Source organism: Limnohabitans sp. YIMB22184, from assembly GCF_048020265.1.
GTDB lineage: Bacteria > Pseudomonadota > Gammaproteobacteria > Burkholderiales > Burkholderiaceae_C > Limnohabitans_A.
The window spans coordinates 1104886-1121680 of record NZ_CP171843.1; the positions used below are offsets into that span (position 1 = coordinate 1104886).

Sequence of the window (16795 nt, forward strand, 5' to 3'; positions counted from 1 at the left end):
ACATTTTCCTTATGTTGGCCTGGTTCCATACCTTCAGTAATTTGCAAATCGGAGCAATGCTCATATTTTCGGGTTTGAGCGTGACCACCGTGATTCCTTTGCTGGTGCGTCACCGCTTGAAGATCAACATCGATGACAACTTATCTCGAGGCGCTGAAGAGTCCTTCAAGCTCTTTATTTCGCTGAGTTTGCTGTTGCTGGCTTTTTGCTTGGTGCGCGCCCAAGGCGACTACCGAGGGGCTGAGGACATCGTCTCGCGCGAGGCCACCGTCATGCTCAAGATGGACCGTGCTTATGAGTCCTTTGCCACCGACGACACCGACGCCATGCGCTTGGTGCTGCGCACCTATGCCGAGCACTTGGTCAACGACGAGTGGCCGGTACTTGCACAGGGCGAGCGAGCAAGCACCGCCAGCGAAGACCTGCGCGTGATATCTACCATCTCAAAGCAGCTCGAGCCACAGACGGCCGAGCAGCAAGTGGCACGCTCGGAGATCATCCAGTCGGTCAACCAGCTCAACGACCTTCGCGAGGCCAGGATCTCGGCCAGCGTGATCAAAGTGCCCACGTTTTACTGGTACGCCATCTTCACGGCCTTGTTCTTTTTGATGTTCTTCGGCTGGCTACAAAATCCCTTAAGCAAGATGGTGACCTGGGTGGGTGGGGTCACCTGCGGCGTGAGCCTGATGCTGACGGTGCTGATTTCCACTTCCGGCATTTTTGCCGGACAACACGCGGTCTCTGCCGACCCCATCCGCAATGCCTTGATTCAAATGGGCAAGTTGGACAGCGGCTCCTGATTTTTCATTCCACTTCACAACTCCTCAAGCATGACCATGCCCTTTGCGTTCAAACTCCTTCCTTTGCTCGCTGGCCTGGCGGGTGCATACCCTGGCACGTCCTTGGCGGCGGACGGCCCTGCATCGGGCTTGCCCGCGGCCCCGCAGCGTTTGCTGATTCAGCGCACGGCCGAGGATGTGGCCAAGCTCGATGCCATGGCCACACCCACGACCGAGTCAGACTTGTTGGCCCGCGAGGCCATCGAATTGATTCAGGAGAAGAAGCTCAAAAAAGCCTCCGAGAAAATCAATGCCGCCCTGCGTTTGCGTGTGGACCGCTCTTACTACCACCTGGTCAACGGCTTGATCTACCACCTGCAAGCGCGTGAGGGGGGCGCCAGCTCTTACGAATTGGCGGCGCAAGGCTACCAGCAAGCCATTCGCTTTGACGAGTCGAACTGGCAGGCGCATCTGTTGTCGGGTTTGTTGCACATTGACACGTCCAAATTCGAGCTGGCCAGACAGGCGCTGGCCGAGGCCATGTACCTGCGCCCCGATGACGCAGACGTGCTCAACGCCTTTGCTTATGCGGCCTACCGTTCGGGCTCCCCGGATCTGGCTGCCGGTGCCATCAACGCGCTGGAAGCCATGGGCGGCGTCAAGACCCAGGTGGAAATCCGCAACGCTTCCGTCATCATGGCGGCCGTGGGTGAGCCTGAAAAAGCACGGGCTTACCTCAACCAGCTCAAGGACAAGGCTTCGTCTGCCACGCGCAGTTTTGTGGAGCGGCGGTTGGGTGATTGGCAGGGCGTGCACAGCAGCCCTGGCATGCTCAAAACCCAGTTTGGTGGTGCGCCTGCTAGCCCCGGTGGCTTTGGCGGGGGGGGCTTTGGCTCGCCCGGTCTGTCGGGCGGTTTTGGTTCGCCGGGTCTGTCCGGTGGCTTTGGCGCGCCGGGCGGCTATGGCATGCCCGGTCAGCCTGGCATGCCGGGTATGCCCGGTTTGCCTGGAGCGCCCGGCATGGACAAGATGGTGGTGGTCGATGTGGTCATCATCTCCACCGAAGAGGACTACTCCAACCAACAAGGCATGAACTTGCTGCGCGGTTTGCAACTGCAGTTTGGCGGCACGGGAGGGGCGGCTTACGAGCGGCGCACGGTCACCGATCGCAGCGCCGCCGGCGACACCACCCAAACCTCTAGCATCACACGCTTGATCTCGGTGCCTTCGGTGCGTTACAGCCTGAACATCTTCAACATCAACAGCGCCCGCAACGAGATTTTGGCGCGGCCCACTTTGGTGGCCACGGCCGGTCGGCCTTCAGAATTTTTCTCTGGCGCCGAGCTCAACGCGGTGGTGGTCAGCTCGGGCGTCAATGCCAACCCTGTGAACATCGTCAAGGACATCGGTACCACCTTGCAAGTCACGCCCACGTTTTTGGAGGATGGGCAAATCAACCTGAAAGTGCTGGCTCAGCGCACTTTCATCAAAACGCCCAACAACAACCTCAGCGGTTTTGATGCCCGAGTGGAAACCTCCAAGAGTCGGGTCGATGCCAGCGTGGTAATGCGCCCTGGCGAGACGCTGATTTTGGGCGGCCTGAGCGAGAAAGAAGGCGAGATCACCCGTGACGGCGTGCCACTTTTGCAAGACGTGCCCTTGGTGCAGTATTTGTTTGCCAACCGCACTTCGCGCGATTACCAAAAGTCCACGCTGATCCTGATCACGCCTAGACCTGCGCAGTACGTGTACCAGCCAGAAAAAGCCCGCCAGGCGTATGAAAAAAGCCTGAGCGAGGAGGAGCGGCCCTTTGCCAGTCTGCGTGCCCGCTATGCCGACTGGTTCCGGCCTTACCCGAATTGGGCTTCGGTGTTTCGTCAGCTGCAAGAGAACTCGCTCTACCGTGAATTCCGCACGGGCGATGTGGTGCTGGAGAACTGGACCGACATGCGCTCACTCAAGGACCGTCTGGGCAAAGTGCGCGATTTTCTGCATTACTGAAAAGGAAAGGCTTTATGAAGAACCGAGCATTGTTTTGGGGTTTCAGCCTGTTGGCCGGACTGTCTCAGGTGCATGCCCAAAATGCGCACGACGGGCGGCGCAGCAGCCAGTTCAGTGACACGCTGGAGTGCCGCTTTTGTGACCTGCGTTATGAGGACCTGTCGGTACGCAATTTCAAGCGCGTGGACGTGACCGGTGCTTTTTTGCACGGCGCCAACTTCTCTTGGTCGGTGTTGAAAAACAGCCGCCTGATGTCGAGCAACTTGGTGCAAGTGCGCATGGAGTGGTCAGATCTTGACGGTGCCGACTTGTCCAAGGCAACGCTGGAGAACGCCACCATGTTCCGATCGTCCTTCCGAGGAGCGAACTTTCACATGGCCAACTTGTCCGGCGCCAATCTCAATCGCAGCGAAATGGCGGGTGTGAGCATGGTGGCTGCGGTGATGCGGCGTGCTGACCTGACCGCTGCGCGTTTGACCAATGCCAACTTGCGGCAAGCGGATCTCAGTGGCGCGATCTTGGAGAACTCGCGCGTGCGCGACACCGACTTGCAAGGCAGCACTCTGAACGGGACCAACTTCGAGGGTTGTGATCTGAAGAACTCGGACTTGTCGGGCTCTTCCATCAGGGGCGCCAGCTTTGTCGCCACCTATTTGCATCAGGTCAATTTTCGCAATGCCGATCTGACCAATGCGAAGTTCCAAAATGCCATTTTGGAGGCCAACAATTTCAGTGGCGCCAACCTGACTGGTGCCGACCTCACGGGGGCCACGCTGCGCAACACCATCTTGACCGGGGCCAATTTGTGCAAAGCCAAGTTGCCCGACGGCAGCACAGGCAGCTGTCCTGCAGCCCCGGAACCTGCCAACACAGCCACCACCGCAGCCCCCTCGGCTGGCGCCGCATCTGACGCACTGCCGGGCGTATTGCCGCTCAGCCCGCCAGGTCTTCCGCCCAGTTTGTCGCCTGGCTTGACTCCAGGATTGACACCGAGTTTCCCGGGTTCATCACCTGGTTTCTTGCCCAGTTCGGCACCCAGTGCCCCATTGCCCGGGCTGTCTTCGTCCTTGCCTTCGGCTTGGGGCGTTGCCCCTGATCTTGTCTTCACAGGAAAGGCTGTCTGATGAACCGCAACACATGGATGGCTTGGTGCCGCCGAGCACATTTTCTGATGGCCTTGCCCTGGCTGCTGGTCTTCGTGGCGGGCAACGCACTGGCCCAAAGCAACCTGCCGGGCGCCCCCGCGTTTCGCGTTGCCGTGCCCGGCAACATGTTCGCCTATTTGGGCAAGAGTGGGCCTGAAGGGGTGTTTCTCGAAACCATGGACGTGCTGCTCAAAGGCATGGGCAAAGTGCCGCAATACGTCACCATGCCCACGGGTGATGCCCTGACCGAACTGCGCAGCGGCAGCCTCAGCGCGGCCACGGTGGTTGTGCCTTCTGGCCGCACGACCAGCACTTTGTGGTTGTCCGAGCCGCTGGTGGTCGAGTCCAACATCGTGGTGGCGCTCAAGGACAAGGGGTTCACGCTCCAGAGTCTGGCCGACCTCAAGGGCAAACGTTTGGGTGCGCGCCAGGGCTACCGATATCCCTTGCTGGAAAACAAGTCCAGCATGAAGCTGGTGCGCTATACCACTGACGGCGAAATGCTGCGCGCCTTGTTGTTCGACGAAATTGATGCCATCTTGTTTTCGGCCATTTCGGACATTTTTGCCCTGCGCAGTGAGGGCATCATGAAGCGCTTGGTGGTGCTGGACAAAGCCGTTGGCACTGTGCCTTTTGTGGCGGCCTTCTCCAAGACCGATTTCAGCGAGCAAGAACTGCAGGCCTTTAACCAAGCCTTGGCAGAGTTCAAGCGCAGTCCCCGGTGGGCGCAGGTGCTGGAGCGAAATGGCTTGACCGATTTGTCCAAGCCCTGGCCCATGATTGCTGAGTAAGGCAGCGGCAACAGCCGCAGATGCAGATACAAGCAGGCTTGAAGTAACGCGCCGCTTAGGCGGCGTGCAGCCTTTGCCATGGCCGCACGCTGAGCAATGCGCATGGCCACAGCCCCTCTAAATAACGGGGTGCTGAACCTCTTGCTTCACACAGTGCGGGCAGGAGTGTTGGAAGTGCAGCCAGGAACAAAGCTCTTTTCAAATCGGTTCTACAGTTAATCAGATTTGCTTTTTTTGGTGTTTTTTTGACAAAAACGAGCCAAACCCGCATGCCATCAAAACCTTCAGGTCGGTCGCTCGCGACCCACGGTAAGCGAAGGAGTTTGCGTGCACAAAAAAAAGTATTTCGACCCTCTCGCCGGGCAGCTTGTTCAGGGCTTTTCTGTGGCGGGAGGACTTGACTCAGATTGATTTGCAAGGAGCAAAGATGACCGTGAACTTGAAACTATTGATCAGCACAAGCTTGCTTGTCTCCATGGGATGGGGCAGCTCTGTTGCGTTGGCGCAAACCGCCCCCGGTGGCTCTGTGACCGCACCCGTGCCAGGCCAGCCTGTGCCGGCGGCGCAACCGGGTGTCGCCCCACAGCCAGGTGCAGCACCACAGCCTGCTTTGTCCCCGCAGCTGAGCCAAACGCAGGCGGTGATTCAGGACGCTCTTCGCAAGGCGCAAGACGCCGAGAAAAAAGCCAACGCAGAGGCGGCTGAGCGCAACCGGATCAAGCGCGAGTTGCGTGCCCAGCAGCCCAAAACACCGGAGGAGCGTGCTGCTTTGCGCGCCGCACGCGCCGAAGCCCGTAAGAAAGAAATGGCCGAAATGACGCCCGAAGTTCGGGCTGCGCGCGAGAAAGAAATTCAAGTGCGCCGAGCACAAGTTGCTGCTTTGCGCGCCGCGCAAGAAGCCCAGGCCAAAGCCGCTTCGGCTGAGCAAAACGTCGCCAAGCTCAACAGCGAACTGGACGCCATTCGCAAGCCCAACCCTGCGCGCGGTGCCAACTTCACCCCCCGTAATGTGACACCTTTGTTGCAAAGCTTGGACACCTTGACCAAGCGCTTGACGGCGATCAAAACCCCTGCCGACTTGCCACCGCCTCAGCTGGCTGCGCTTGACCAGGAGCTGACACGCATCAGCAACTACATGGACCGGCTTGAAGAGGCCCTTGAAGGTGTGCAACGTGCTGGCGTGGAAACCCCAGCCAACAAAGAAGCAGCCGCTTTGTACATCCGAGTGGGTGATTTGGCCCAGGGTCTGGATGTCGAAATGCAGCGCATTGAAAAACTTTTCCCGAATACCCCGCAGTTGCAAGCGATTTTCGCGAAATTCCGCGATTGATCAGGCGCTCCATTTCACCTGCAAAGACAACACATCATGAAAAAAATTACTTCATCCAAAAAGGCATTGATCGCCAGCATGGTCATGCTGGCTTCTTTGATGAGCACCTCTGAGGCCTGGGCCTGCAAACGCTGGGACGTGCGATGCAAGGCGCGTGAGGCGTTCAACCGCGCGCGCGACAAAGCCGAAGAAGAGGCCCGTCGTGTGCAGCAAGCCGCTCAACAAGCCCAGCAAGCGGCGCAGCAACAGGCCGAAGCAGCCAAGCGCGCTGCCGAGCAGGCTGCCGCTATCGCTGCGCAGCAAGCGGCAGCGGCCAAAGCTGCGGAGGAAGCGGCCGTGAAAGCCGCAACCGAGGCGGCCAACCGCTTGGCCGAATTGGCCCGTCAGCAATCGCCCATCTCACCCAACGAGGCGATGAACTTTGCCAACAGCCGATTCAACCAAGTTACCAGCACCACCCAGGGCGTGGCCTTGTCATCCTTGCAGGCCACGGCCTCGGGCATGACGCGTGTGGGCAACGACATCAACTCGGCCTTCCGTAACGTGGGCGATGAGTTGGAGTCCGAGCTCAAAAAGCTGAACGTGGATATGCCCGATGTGGCGGGTTTCGCGCAAGAGGCCATGAAGCCCGCGATGAACGAGCTCAAGTCCTTCGACGCCTTCCGCCGCACCATGTCGGGCAACTTTGCCAAGTTGGAGAAAGAAGACATTGGCGCACTCTGGAGCATCATGCGCACTGTCATGGAGCAAAAGCGTCCCAGCGACGACCAGGTCGAGGACTTCCAGGCGGTCATGAAAGACCTGTTTGGTGACATCTCTAACGGATGTCAAATCTGCCCCAAGCCCGGACGCGCTGGCGTGGGCATCGGCTTGACCGTGGCCAGCCCCACCGCAGGCCAGATCCCTCTGGGCGCCTCGGTCACCTTCAGCCTGGTGCAAAGCACCTACTTGGTCAATGGCAAGCCCCTGTTCGTGGCTGGCTACACCGTCAACGCGGAAGCGACCTCGGCCAACCGTCCCACCCCAGAAGTCTCGATGGACGTGGTGTGGGCGCCCGGTGAGTTGAGCACCAGCAAACTGCCTTCGGCGACGCTGAGCGTGAGCATGTCCACGCCGGCTGTGGAAACCCCTTACGGCAGCTACTCCGGTGGCGGCTCGGTGGGCTTGGTCATGCCCGATACGGTGTACATGTTCTTTGACAAGAACGAGCGTCGCAAGCTGGTTGCAGCCCTCAAAGACGTCTCCAAAGGCCCCAAGTGGGTGGTTGAAAAAGCCAATGCTGCGGTCACGGACCTGCGCAAAATGGTCATGAATCCAGCCTATGAGGCGGGCATTTCGGTCGGTTTGCCGGGCAGCGGTGCTTTGAAGATGAAGCCCGACGGTGGACTGGTCATGAGCCTGTCCGGCGTGATCGGCGCCTTCTAAAGCCTGTGGCGATGGCGTCGTCTTGAACGGCGCTGGCGCCAAGCTCGGGGTTTGGGGTCATGTGCCCAGAGCCTCTTGCCCAAGGTGGGTGCTCTGCGGCACCCACCTTTTTTATGCGTGGCCGCGGCAAGCGGGGCTGCCCGAGCTTGATCTTGGACTGCGCCATTACGCTGTATTTGTCGCGTACCCGGGTCAGGCGCTCCTTGCTGTGGCACACACTTCTAGGGTTTATTTCAGGCCAGGGACGATTCATTAAGTTTTAAAATAAGCATTTCCACCCTTGTGGCTGCTTCATGAAACGTCTCGCTTGTCTTTTGTTGGGCTTTGCATCTTTTGCTGGATGGGCTCAGTCGCGCGACGCTTTGCTGGATTTTTCGCTGGTGGCGCCGCCCACCGTGGACCGCCACAAGATCGTGCAGCCGGTGGTTCAGTGGCTGTTGAAGCCCGAGGCACCCGACCATTGCGCTCAGGTTCAGGGTCATGATGGTTTTGCGGTCTGGCAAGAGGGCTGTGTGTACTGGTCCCGTGCGCAGTCGACTTGCACCATTGTGACCACGGGCAACACCACACATTCTCAGGTGGGTCGCTTGTTTCTCTTGTGTTTGAGTGGCGGGGAGCCTGCATGAGCAGTGGGTGCTGGCCATGGCTTTTGGGGCTGTTGTATTTTTCGCTGCCATGGTCCGTGGCGCAGGCTCAGCCGGTCAACATCAACGACATGCCCGATGCCGCCTTCGTCAAGCGGTTCAGCCCGCCTTTGGTGGATCGCACGCGTTTCGAGCCTTTGCCGCCTGATCAACGCATGCTCAATGAGCCCAGGGTCAAACTGTTGGCCCGCAAAGATGGCTATGAGTTTTGTTCACGCATCACAGGGATTCCCATCAGCTCAAGCTCGCGACCGATGGCTTGCGCTTACTGGAGTGTGAAGCGGCGCGAGTGCACCGTGGTCACGCCCGAAGTCACAGCTTTCAACTATGTGGGGCATGAGTTGCGACATTGCTTCGAGGGGGCTTTTCATGATTGATGAAAACCTCCAAAACTTGTCGGGTGTGCAGAGCCTGGAGCGCCGGGCCGGCTTGCAATGGGCGTTGTCTGCGTTGTTGGCGGGTTCAGTATCTCAAGCGCTGGGGCAAGACATCAAGCCACGCATGAATGTGGGGTTCATCGCCCGTTATCAGCCTTACAGTTTTACCCAGCCTGATGGCCGTCTGACCGGATTTGATGTCGAGGTGGTCAAAGCATTGCTGGAGGTGTCGGGTTACGAGTTGGTGCCGGTGATGGACACCTTGACGAATTTGCGCAAGAAAATGCAAAACGGTGAGATTGCTTTCATTGGCAACCAGCTGTTGGTCACGCCAGAGAATCGCCGCTATTTTGACTTTGTGCGCTCGTACGCCACGATCCAGTTGGTGAGTGTTTTGCATGAGGACGATGAGCGGGATTTTTTGAGCCTGGATGACTTCATGGGCAAAAAATTGGGGGTCTTGGCCAACACGGGCATCGAGGACCAGGCCCGAGGCGCCTTGGGCAAAGCGGTTCAGGCGTTCGAGCGGATCGAGGACGCTTTCCGGGCTTTGGCCGATCGCAAGATTGACGCGGTGCTGGAGGAGAACCTGATTGCGGAGTACTTCATCGACCGCGATGGTCTGCCCTTGAAGGTGGGGGTCCCGTTTGCATCGCCCATTCGTGTGGGCTTGGCCGTGCCCAAAGGCCAGAAAGAGATGGAAAACCGCTTGACGCAGGCGGTACAAAGTTTGCTCAAAGAGAAAAACTTCAAGACCATTTCGAACCGCTGGTTTGGCTATGACGTCAGCCGCCCACGGGTTTCACACGCCGCCAGCACCTGAGTCTGTGCTCAGTGCTCAGTGCTTGGGCTTGCTCCCGTGCCTCGTTAAGATCGTGGGATGCCTTCATCTGTAGATTCTGATTTGACGGGTTTGCCCAAAGATGCTCAGAGCATTTTGAACCTGGCGGCCAAATCCTTGTTCGACGTTTTTGCACACGCCAGCGAGGGCATGCTGCTGGTGGACCGCTCGGGCTGTGTGGTCTGGATCAACGACCAGTACCGACGTTATCTGCCCGCGCTGGGCTTTGCCAGTGAGCAGGACTTTGTGGGCCAGCCTGTGGCCGAGGTGATTCAAAACACGCAGATGCAGCGTGTGCTGGAGACTGGCAAACCTATCCTGATCGACTTGCTGACCAACAAGGCAGGCACTTTTGTGGTGAGCCGATTTCCCCTGCGTGACGATGCTGGGCAGGTGATTGGCGCTTTGGGTGTGGTGCTCTTTGATCAGGCACAGTCCAATTTACAGCCGTTTTTGGCCAAGTTTTCCTTGATGCAGCGCGAACTGGATGAGGCCCGCGATGCGCTGGCTGTTCAGCGTCGCACAGGTTTGGGTCTGCGTCAGGCGCGGCACAGCTTTGCGAGTTTCATTGGCGCCAGTGCACCCGTGGTGGCACTCAAGCGTCAAGCCAGAAGGGCGGCCCAGTCCAGCAGCCCGGTGTTGCTGCTGGGCGAAACGGGCACAGGCAAGGAGCTGCTGGCCCACGCGATCCATGCCGCTTCGCCGCGTGCCAAAGGGCCTTTGGTGAGCGTGAACATTGCTGCTGTGCCGGAGACCTTGCTTGAAGCCGAGTTTTTTGGTGTGGCTCCCGGGGCTTACACCGGGGCAGATCGCAAGGGCCGAGACGGCAAATTCAGACTGGCCGACGGAGGCACTCTCTTTCTGGATGAAATTGGGGACATGCCCTTGGGTCTGCAGGCCAAACTGTTGCGTGCCTTGCAGGAGGGCGAAATCGAACCTTTGGGTTCTAACCGTCTGGTGCCTTTTGATGCGCGCGTGATTGCGGCCACCTCGCGCGACTTGCCCAAGCTTGTGCAGGCTGGCCAGTTTCGGGAAGACTTGTTTTACCGCTTGAATGTGTTGCCCTTGCGGGTGCCGCCTTTGCGCGAGCGCGCCAGCGACATTCCTGCTTTGCTGGAAGTCTTGGCTGAAGATTTGGCTTTGCGCAACGAGTTGCCGCACCCGGAGTTCAGTGCGCAGGCGGTGGCCTTGTTGTCGGCCCAGCATTGGCGCGGCAATGTGCGCGAATTGCGCAACGTGATCGAGCAGCTCTTGTTGCGCAGCGAGACCGGTGTCATGGATGCCGCCGAGGTCGAGTCAGTGCTGCGCGAGTCAGGGCTCAGCCAGATTTTCCCGGTGCCTGCCGATGTTGGCCAAAGCGTATTGCAAGAGGCGGTTGGCGATGCCGATGCGTGGCTTCAACCGCTGTCGCAACAGGTGCAGGCCTTGGAGCGCTTGGCCGTGGCCAGAGCCTTGGCCCTGACTCGAGGCAACAAAGTGGCGGCGGCCAAAATGTTGGGCCTCTCCCGTGCAAAGCTGTACCAGCGGCTTCCCTGATTTGTATGAATTTCATACAGTTGTATTTTTATTGAACATCTAAATTGTCTTTTAAAAATACATTTCGGCTTGCAATTTCAAGTTTTTGAAAAAAACTCAATGCGATCAAGAGTTTAGCGGGTTCGAGTGGCCGGGTGCTGCTGGCACAGCTTGTGCAAGGTTCACAGGGCGATAACCGTCAGTTCACTTCTAAAGGAGACCCACATGTTTCGTCGACACCTCATTTCCTTGGCCGCTCTGGCCGTCACCACCGCTGTGATCCCTGCCGCCATGGCACAAGGCAAGGACATCAAGATTGCCCACATATACAGCAAGACCGGGCCACTGGAAGCCTATGGCAAGCAAACCCAAACCGGTCTGATGATGGGTTTGAGCTACGCCACAGGCGGCACCATGGAGGTGGCGGGCCGCAAGATCGTGGTCATCGAAAAAGACGACCAGGGCAAGCCCGACCTGGGCAAGAACCTGCTGGCCGCCGCTTATGGCGACGACAAGGTGGACCTGGCCGTGGGTCCGACCGCCTCGCCTGTTGCGCTGGCCATGTTGCCGGTGGCCGAAGAGTACAAAAAGATTTTGCTGGTCGAGCCAGCTGTAGCCGATTCGATCACCGGTGACAAGTGGAACAAATACATCTTCCGCACCGGCCGCAACAGCAGCCAGGACGCGATTGCCAACGCCGTGGCGGTGGACAAGGAAGGTGTGAGCATCGTCACCATGGCGCAGGATTCGGCCTTTGGCCGTGATGGTGTCAAGGCCTACAAGGACGCGATCAAGAAGGCCAAGTTGGTGCACGAAGAGTACCTGCCGCCGGCCACCACCGATTTCACTGCCGGTGCGCAGCGCATGATCGACAAGCTCAAGGGTTTGCCCGGCCGCAAGATCATCTTCATCATCTGGGCCGGTGGCAACCCGTTCAAGATCGCCGACATGGACTTGAAGCGCCACGGCATCGAGATCGCCACGGGCGGTAACATCCTGCCCGCCATGGTGGCCTACAAGCAGTTCCCCGGCATGGAGGGTGCGGCCTACTATTACTTCGGCATGCCCAAGAACCCGGTGAACGACGCCATGGTGGCTTCGCACTACCAGCAGTTCAAATCGCCGCCTGACTTCTTCACGGCAGGTGGTTTTTCGGCCGCCATGGCCGTGGTCACCGCATTGAAGAAGACCAACGGCGACACCAACACCAACAAGCTCATCAGCACCATGGAAGGCATGAGCTTTGACACGCCCAAGGGCAAGATGACCTTCCGCAAGGAAGACCACCAGGCCATGCAGAGCATGTACCACTTCAAGATCAAGGTCGATCCGGCGTTCGCCTGGGGCGTGCCCGAGCTGATCCGCGAGATCAAGCCCGAAGAAATGAACGTACCCATCCGCAACAAACGCTGATGCTACAAACCAACAACTTGACCGTGCGGTTTGGCGGTCATGTGGCGGTTAATGCGGTCTCGTGCCGCTTTGAACCCGGCACGCTGACCGCCATCGTCGGCCCCAACGGGGCAGGCAAGACCACGTACTTCAACCTCATCTCAGGGCAGTTGCCTGTGACCGATGGCACGGTGCACTTGAACGGGCGCGAGCTGACCGGTTTGCCTGCTTCGGCACGCACCCGCGCTGGCTTGGGCCGGGCGTTCCAGCTGACCAACCTCTTCCCGAACCTGTCGGTGTTGGAGAACGTGCGCCTGGCCGTGCAGGCCACGAAAGAGGGTGCCCACCGCCGCGGTTTGAACCTGTGGAGCATCTGGAGCGACCACGCGGCTTTGACCAACCGGGCTTTGGACATTCTGCAATCCGTGTCGATGACCGCGCAGCAGGATGCCCCGGTGTCCAGCTTGCCGCACGGCGACCAGCGCAAGCTGGAAGTGGCGCTCTTGATGGCACTGGAGCCTTCGGTCTACATGTTCGACGAGCCCACGGCGGGCATGAGCCACGACGAAGCGCCGGTGATCCTGGACCTGATCCGGCAGCTCAAAAAAGACAAGACCAAAACCATCTTGCTGGTCGAGCACAAGATGGACGTGGTCCGCGAGCTGGCCGACCGCATCATCGTGCTGCACAACGGCGCTTTGGTGGCCGATGGCGAGCCGAACGAGGTGATCGCGTCGCCCATCGTGCAAGAGGCCTACTTGGGCAAAGCCAGGGAGGCCGCATGAACGCGCCAAACATGGACAAGAATTTGCTCACCCTCGAAGGCGTGCACACCCACATCGGGGCTTACCACATCCTGCACGGCGTGGACTTGGTCGTGCCGCGTGGCGAGCTGACCATGCTCTTGGGGCGCAATGGCGCAGGCAAGACCACCACGCTGCGCACCATCATGGGTCTGTGGCAGGCCTCACAGGGGCGCATCAGCTTTGGCGGCGAAGACATCACGGCGCTGAACACGCCCGCGATTGCGCAAAAGAACATCGCCTATGTGCCTGAAAACATGGGCATCTTTTCCGATCTGACGGTCAAGGAGAACATGCTGCTGGCCGCTCGCAGCGCCAAGCACGCGGCGCAGATGGACGAAGCGCGGCTGCAGTGGATTTTCAAACTGTTCCCGGCGGTGGAGAAATTCTGGAACCACCCGGCGGGCAAATTGTCTGGCGGACAAAAGCAGATGCTGGCCGTGTCGCGGGCCATTGTGGAGCCGCGCGATCTGCTGATCATCGACGAGCCCAGCAAGGGCCTGGCCCCGGCCATCATCCAGAACATGATCGACGCTTTTCAGCAACTCAAGGCCAGTGGCGTGACGATTTTGCTGGTGGAGCAAAACATCCACTTTGCGAAGCAACTGGGCGACTCCGTGGCCGTGATGGACAACGGCCGCGTGGTGCACGCAGGCCGCATGCAGGCGCTGGCCGAAGACGCGGCTTTGCAGCAATCCTTGTTGGGGCTGGCTTTATGAAGTTATTTCAAGATGTGGACATGCGTCCTTTGCTGCTGGTGCCGGTGCTGGCCTTGTTGGCCTTTCCCTTGATCGGCTCGGGCTCCACCTGGCTCACGCTGACCGTGGCCGGTCTGGCCATGGGCATGATCATTTTCATCATGGCCTCGGGCTTGACGCTGGTGTTTGGCCTGATGGACGTGCTGAACTTCGGCCACGGCCTGTTCATCGCGCTGGGCGCTTTTGTGGCCACCAGCGTGCTGGGCGCCATGGGCGACTGGACGGGCTCGGGCGAGTGGTGGCGCAACATGGTGGCGGTGCTGCCCGCCATGTTCATCGCCATGGCCGTGGCCGCTGCCGTGGGCCTGGCGTTTGAGCGCTTCATCGTGCGGCCTGTGTATGGCCAGCACCTCAAGCAGATCCTGATCACCATGGGCGGCATGATCATTGGCGAAGAACTCATCAAGGTCATCTGGGGGCCGCTGCAGATTGCTTTGCCTTTGCCTGAAGCCATGCGTGGCTCGGTGCTCTGGGGCGATGCGGCCATTGAAAAGTACCGCCTGCTGGCCGTGGCCGTGGGCCTGGCGGTGTTTGCCGCGCAAATGTGGGTGCTGGGCCGCACCAAGATCGGCCTGCTCATTCGCGCGGGCGTGCAAGACCGCGAGATGGTCGAGTCGCTCGGCTACCGCATCCGCCGCCTGTTTGTGGGCGTGTTCGTGGTGGGCAGTGCGCTGGCGGGTTTGGGCGGCGTCATGTGGGGCCTGTACCAGCAAAACGTGGTGCCGCAGATGGGCGCGCAGGTCAACGTGCTGATCTTCATCGTCATCATCATCGGCGGGCTGGGTTCCACGGGTGGGGCGCTGATCGGTGCCTTGCTGGTGGGCCTGATGGCCAACTACACCGGTTTTTTGGCCCCCAAGGTGGCGCTGTTTTCGAACATTGCGCTGATGGCAGCGATTTTGTTGTGGCGTCCGCAGGGGGTCTACCCCGTGGCCAACCGCTGAAGGGCTGGACATGTTGAACCGTTTGATTTCCAACGACCAGCCGCGCAGCCGTTTACTCGCAGCGGTGCTGATCGTGATCCTGTTGGGCCTGGCTTTCGCACCGTTTTTGTTTCCTGGCGTTAAAGCCTTGTCGGTGGCGGCCAAGGTGCTGATTTTTGTGGTGCTGGTGGTCGGCTTTGATTTGCTGCTGGGCTACACCGGCATCGTGAGTTTTGCCCACACCATGTTCTTTGGCATCGGGGCTTATGGCATCGCCATCTCGTCCAACACCTGGGGGCCGACCTGGGGTGCCATTGGCTTGGGCTTTGCGCTCTCGCTGGGCCTGACGCTCGCGCTCTCGCTGGCCATTGGCTTGTTTTCGCTGCGGGTGCGGGCCATCTTTTTCGCCATGATCACGCTGGCCGTGGCCGCCGCTTTCCAGACCCTGGCCTCGCAGCTGTCAGACTTCACTGGCGGCGAGGACGGACTGAGCTTCAAGCTGCCTGAGGTCTTGTTGCCCAGCACCGAGTTTAGCGAGGAGCCTTTCCTGGGCGTGTCACTCGACGGGCGTTTGCTGTCTTATTACCTGCTCTTCGTGCTGGCTTTGGGCATGCTGCTGGCCATGCTGCGCATCGTCAACTCGCCCTTTGGCCGGGTGCTGCAGGCCATCCGGGAAAACGAATTCCGTGCGGAGGCTATTGGCTACCGCGTGGTGGTCTACCGTACGCTGTCGAGCGTGCTGTCGGCCTTGTTTGCCTGTGTGGCCGGGGCCATGCTGGCGCTTTGGCTGCGTTACAACGGGCCGGACACCTCGCTGAGTTTTGAAATCATGATGGACGTGCTGTTGATCGTGGTGATCGGCGGCATGGGCACGGTCTACGGCGCGGCGATTGGCTCGATGCTGTTCTTGCTGGCGCAAAGCTATTTGCAAGACCTGTTGCGTCTGGCCAGCGAGGCGGCCGCTGCCTGGCCTCTGTTGTCGGCCCTGTTGTCACCTGATCGCTGGTTGCTGTGGCTGGGCTTGTTGTTCGTGCTGTCGGTGTATTACTTTCCCACCGGCGTGGTGGGGCGCTTGCGCGTGCGCGCTGCCCTCAAGCAGCGCGGCAAGCCAGGCGTTCAGGAGGCCGCATGAGTTTCACTTCCAACTACATCCGCTGCGCCGGGCTGGAAATCCATTACACCGACTGGGGCAAGGCCGAAAAAGGCACGGTGATCGCCTGGCATGGCCTGGCCCGCACGGGCCGTGACATGGACGAGCTGGCTGCGCACCTGAGCCAGCGTGGCTGGCGCGTGATTTGTCCGGACACCGTGGGGCGAGGTTTGTCGCAATGGAGCGCTGACCCGAAAAACGAGTACTGCCTGGCCTTTTACGCCCGCCTGGCGCGTGAGCTGATGGACGGTTTGCAATTGCGTGCCGTGCATTGGGTGGGCACCTCGATGGGCGGTGCGATCGGCACCGTGTGCGCGGGCGGCCTGGTGGAGCCCACGCTCAAACACCGCATCTTGAGCCTGACCCTGAACGACAACGCGCCGCAATTGGCGCAAGCGGCCATTGACCGCATCAAAGCCTATGCGGGCAGCCCGCCCAGCTTTGCGACGGTGACCGAACTGGAGGCTTTTTTGCGCCAGGTCTACAAGCCCTTTGGCTGGCTCAGCGATGCGCAATGGCGTCGGTTGACCGAGACTTCGGTGCGCCGCCTGCCGGATGGCCGCATCACGCCGCATTACGACCCGGCCATGGCGATGCAGCTGACGGCGCACACCAACGATTACCTGATTTGGGCGCACTACGACGCACTCAAACTGCCTGTGCTGCTGTTGCGCGGGGTGGAGTCGGATTTGGTGCTGCCCGAGACAGTGACCGAAATGCGCGTTCGCGGGCCGGGTGCGCTGGGCCTGCTGCGGCACATCGAGGTACCCGGCTGCGGTCATGCTCCGGCCTTGAATGTGCTGCAACAACTCGAGTGGGTGACGGAGTTCATTGAATCAGCTTGAGTGCCCATTCGCGAGCAGGGGCTCGCTCCCACCAAGACAAATCCCTGGTGCCGTGTGGGAGGCCGCCCCTGCGGCC

16 protein-coding genes are annotated in these 16795 nt (G+C 59.7%); all 16 read left to right on the forward strand.

The genetic code is table 11. The features are described from left to right. The first annotated feature begins 56 nt into the window (after positions 1 to 56). Complete coding sequence (locus tag ACHEXL_RS05245) at positions 57 to 800, forward strand: DUF4239 domain-containing protein (protein ID WP_416560962.1); 744 nt, start codon at positions 57 to 59, stop codon at positions 798 to 800. 30 nt (positions 801 to 830) lie between these two features. Then, on the forward strand, positions 831 to 2780 hold the full coding sequence (locus tag ACHEXL_RS05250; protein WP_416560963.1) for a hypothetical protein: 1950 nt from the start codon (positions 831 to 833) through the stop codon (positions 2778 to 2780). Positions 2781 to 2794: 14 nt separating this feature from the next. Next, positions 2795 to 3904 (forward strand): pentapeptide repeat-containing protein, encoded by a 1110-nt coding sequence (locus ACHEXL_RS05255; protein ID WP_416560964.1) that lies wholly within the window; start codon positions 2795 to 2797, stop codon positions 3902 to 3904. Then, positions 3904 to 4716, forward strand: coding sequence for a substrate-binding periplasmic protein (locus tag ACHEXL_RS05260; RefSeq protein ID WP_416560965.1), 813 nt, complete (start codon positions 3904 to 3906; stop codon positions 4714 to 4716). Before ACHEXL_RS05255 ends, ACHEXL_RS05260 begins: the two co-directional genes overlap by 1 nt. A gap of 433 nt (positions 4717 to 5149) precedes the next feature. Next, positions 5150 to 6046, forward strand: a complete 897-nt coding sequence (locus tag ACHEXL_RS05265; RefSeq protein WP_416560966.1) for a hypothetical protein — start codon at positions 5150 to 5152, stop codon at positions 6044 to 6046. A gap of 36 nt (positions 6047 to 6082) precedes the next feature. Further along, positions 6083 to 7471, forward strand: coding sequence for a hypothetical protein (locus ACHEXL_RS05270; RefSeq protein ID WP_416560967.1), 1389 nt, complete (start codon positions 6083 to 6085; stop codon positions 7469 to 7471). Positions 7472 to 7764: 293 nt separating this feature from the next. After that, entirely contained in the window at positions 7765 to 8097 is a 333-nt protein-coding gene (locus tag ACHEXL_RS05275; protein WP_416560968.1) for a hypothetical protein, read from the forward strand. Continuing rightward, positions 8094 to 8492: a hypothetical protein gene (locus ACHEXL_RS05280; RefSeq protein WP_416560969.1), complete on the forward strand. Its 399-nt coding sequence runs from the start codon at positions 8094 to 8096 to the stop codon at positions 8490 to 8492. The genes ACHEXL_RS05275 and ACHEXL_RS05280 overlap by 4 nt, the downstream gene beginning before the upstream one ends. Beyond that, a complete protein-coding gene (locus ACHEXL_RS05285) occupies positions 8485 to 9315 on the forward strand; it encodes a substrate-binding periplasmic protein (protein ID WP_416560970.1) in 831 nt (276 codons plus the stop codon). The genes ACHEXL_RS05280 and ACHEXL_RS05285 overlap by 8 nt, the downstream gene beginning before the upstream one ends. 57 nt (positions 9316 to 9372) lie before the next feature. Beyond that, a complete protein-coding gene (locus ACHEXL_RS05290) occupies positions 9373 to 10869 on the forward strand; it encodes a sigma-54 interaction domain-containing protein (protein WP_416560971.1) in 1497 nt (498 codons plus the stop codon). 204 nt (positions 10870 to 11073) lie between these two features. After that, complete coding sequence (locus ACHEXL_RS05295) at positions 11074 to 12261, forward strand: substrate-binding domain-containing protein (protein WP_416560972.1); 1188 nt, start codon at positions 11074 to 11076, stop codon at positions 12259 to 12261. Next, positions 12261 to 13025 (forward strand): ABC transporter ATP-binding protein, encoded by a 765-nt coding sequence (locus ACHEXL_RS05300; RefSeq protein ID WP_416560973.1) that lies wholly within the window; start codon positions 12261 to 12263, stop codon positions 13023 to 13025. The genes ACHEXL_RS05295 and ACHEXL_RS05300 overlap by 1 nt, the downstream gene beginning before the upstream one ends. Then, a complete protein-coding gene (locus ACHEXL_RS05305) occupies positions 13022 to 13762 on the forward strand; it encodes an ABC transporter ATP-binding protein (protein ID WP_416560974.1) in 741 nt (246 codons plus the stop codon). Before ACHEXL_RS05300 ends, ACHEXL_RS05305 begins: the two co-directional genes overlap by 4 nt. After that, positions 13759 to 14745, forward strand: coding sequence for a branched-chain amino acid ABC transporter permease (locus ACHEXL_RS05310; RefSeq protein WP_416560975.1), 987 nt, complete (start codon positions 13759 to 13761; stop codon positions 14743 to 14745). The genes ACHEXL_RS05305 and ACHEXL_RS05310 overlap by 4 nt, the downstream gene beginning before the upstream one ends. A gap of 10 nt (positions 14746 to 14755) precedes the next feature. Beyond that, a complete protein-coding gene (locus ACHEXL_RS05315) occupies positions 14756 to 15856 on the forward strand; it encodes a branched-chain amino acid ABC transporter permease (RefSeq protein WP_416560976.1) in 1101 nt (366 codons plus the stop codon). Further along, positions 15853 to 16719, forward strand: coding sequence for an alpha/beta fold hydrolase (locus ACHEXL_RS05320; RefSeq protein WP_416560977.1), 867 nt, complete (start codon positions 15853 to 15855; stop codon positions 16717 to 16719). Before ACHEXL_RS05315 ends, ACHEXL_RS05320 begins: the two co-directional genes overlap by 4 nt. The last annotated feature ends 76 nt before the right edge of the window (positions 16720 to 16795 follow it).

Coding starts and splice junctions, on each gene's coding strand:
- ACHEXL_RS05245 (WP_416560962.1), top strand. CDS start 57: ATGCTCATATTTTCGGGTTTGAGCGTGACCACCGTGATTCCTTTGCTG.
- ACHEXL_RS05250 (WP_416560963.1), top strand. CDS start 831: ATGACCATGCCCTTTGCGTTCAAACTCCTTCCTTTGCTCGCTGGCCTG.
- ACHEXL_RS05255 (WP_416560964.1), top strand. CDS start 2,795: ATGAAGAACCGAGCATTGTTTTGGGGTTTCAGCCTGTTGGCCGGACTG.
- ACHEXL_RS05260 (WP_416560965.1), top strand. CDS start 3,904: ATGAACCGCAACACATGGATGGCTTGGTGCCGCCGAGCACATTTTCTG.
- ACHEXL_RS05270 (WP_416560967.1), top strand. CDS start 6,083: ATGAAAAAAATTACTTCATCCAAAAAGGCATTGATCGCCAGCATGGTC.
- ACHEXL_RS05275 (WP_416560968.1), top strand. CDS start 7,765: ATGAAACGTCTCGCTTGTCTTTTGTTGGGCTTTGCATCTTTTGCTGGA.
- ACHEXL_RS05280 (WP_416560969.1), top strand. CDS start 8,094: ATGAGCAGTGGGTGCTGGCCATGGCTTTTGGGGCTGTTGTATTTTTCG.
- ACHEXL_RS05285 (WP_416560970.1), top strand. CDS start 8,485: ATGATTGATGAAAACCTCCAAAACTTGTCGGGTGTGCAGAGCCTGGAG.
- ACHEXL_RS05290 (WP_416560971.1), top strand. CDS start 9,373: ATGCCTTCATCTGTAGATTCTGATTTGACGGGTTTGCCCAAAGATGCT.
- ACHEXL_RS05295 (WP_416560972.1), top strand. CDS start 11,074: ATGTTTCGTCGACACCTCATTTCCTTGGCCGCTCTGGCCGTCACCACC.
- ACHEXL_RS05300 (WP_416560973.1), top strand. CDS start 12,261: ATGCTACAAACCAACAACTTGACCGTGCGGTTTGGCGGTCATGTGGCG.
- ACHEXL_RS05305 (WP_416560974.1), top strand. CDS start 13,022: ATGAACGCGCCAAACATGGACAAGAATTTGCTCACCCTCGAAGGCGTG.
- ACHEXL_RS05310 (WP_416560975.1), top strand. CDS start 13,759: ATGAAGTTATTTCAAGATGTGGACATGCGTCCTTTGCTGCTGGTGCCG.
- ACHEXL_RS05315 (WP_416560976.1), top strand. CDS start 14,756: ATGTTGAACCGTTTGATTTCCAACGACCAGCCGCGCAGCCGTTTACTC.
- ACHEXL_RS05320 (WP_416560977.1), top strand. CDS start 15,853: ATGAGTTTCACTTCCAACTACATCCGCTGCGCCGGGCTGGAAATCCAT.